This window comes from Burkholderia sp. BDU5 (genome assembly GCF_001522845.1).
Lineage (GTDB): Bacteria > Pseudomonadota > Gammaproteobacteria > Burkholderiales > Burkholderiaceae > Burkholderia > Burkholderia mayonis.
In genome coordinates this window covers 1-1,177 of sequence record NZ_LOWC01000102.1, presented here as the reverse complement: position 1 = coordinate 1,177, position 1,177 = coordinate 1, and the positions used below count along the sequence as shown (strand labels likewise).

Below are 1,177 nucleotides of genomic sequence, written 5' to 3'. Positions count from 1 at the left end.
CCGATCGTCAGCCCCGGCACCGCTTGCCCTGGCAGCAAGCCGAGCGACGGGATGATCGCGTTGGCCGCCGTGTTGTTCACGCTCACGCCGTTGCCCGAGATCGCGCCGTTCGCGCCCCAGGTCGAGCGGTAGTCAGGCAGGCTGTACTGCTTCACATCGGCCGGCGCGGCTTGCGTATAGCCGCCCGGCCCGCCGACGAATGGCTTGTCGCCGAACGGCAAGGTCCAGTTGTGTTCCGAGTTGTCGTAGTTGTTGTAGTGGTAGTAGCCGGAATACGTGACCGTCACGCCCGGCGCTTGCTGGCCCGTCGCGCCCCAGCCGTCCATATCGAGACTCACGGGCTGCTTGATGTTGCCGACCGCCGTCACGCTGCTCCAGTAGTTCTGGAACGTCTTGACCGTCGACGCGTCCAGGTCGCCGCCCGATGCGATCTGCGCGCCCGGGCTCAGCTTCGTCACCGTGTTGGCAACCGCTTTGCCCTCGTAGGTCGTGTACTGATAACCGCTGTTCCACTGCCCGCCGTTCGGCGGTACCGTGAAGACCCCGCCCGGCTGCAATTTGAGCGCGGCGATGATGGGCGCGGGATCGTAATCAGGGAAATTCGGATCATGGAACAGATTGATCCAGTGCACGTCCTGACCGCTACAGGCCGCGATGTAGTAAGCGGCGCACCCGGACATGCTGATGCCGAGCTGTTGCAGCAGGGCCGGGTCGACCTGGTCCGTATAGCCCGAGGTCTGCATCACGCGTCGCGTGTTCGTGACCTTGTCGGCATGCAGTTCCATCGAACCGCCCGATTGGATCGCCGCCGACGAATTGTTGATCAACGCCGCGTTCGTATAGTTGCCGTTCGCATCCTTGCCACCCGCCAAAGCCACTTTGCCGAGCCCGAAGATCGTCGCGGTCGGCATCGAATCGCCCAGCGTCGTGTCGTCGCGGTTCTCGATGTCGTGCGCGAGAATTTCGAGCAGGCCCGACGTGTCCGATGCGCCGATCAGCGCGACAGGGCCGAGGTTCGACACCGTGCCGCTCGCCTGGATGGCGACGCTGCCGCCAACCATCGCGCCAGTGTTCGTCAGGTCGCCCGAATGCGTACTGAGCAGGCTGCCGGCCGTCATCGCGCCCGTGTTGACGATGTTGCCGGCGTTGACCGTCAGGTTGTGGACCGATTGCAGGT

General features: G+C 64.3%; 1 pseudogene. It reads right to left on the bottom strand.

Annotation, left to right across the window (positions count from 1 at the left end):
- Nucleotides 1-1,177: pseudogene (locus WS69_RS15785) on the bottom strand (cell surface protein); the annotation flags it as partial.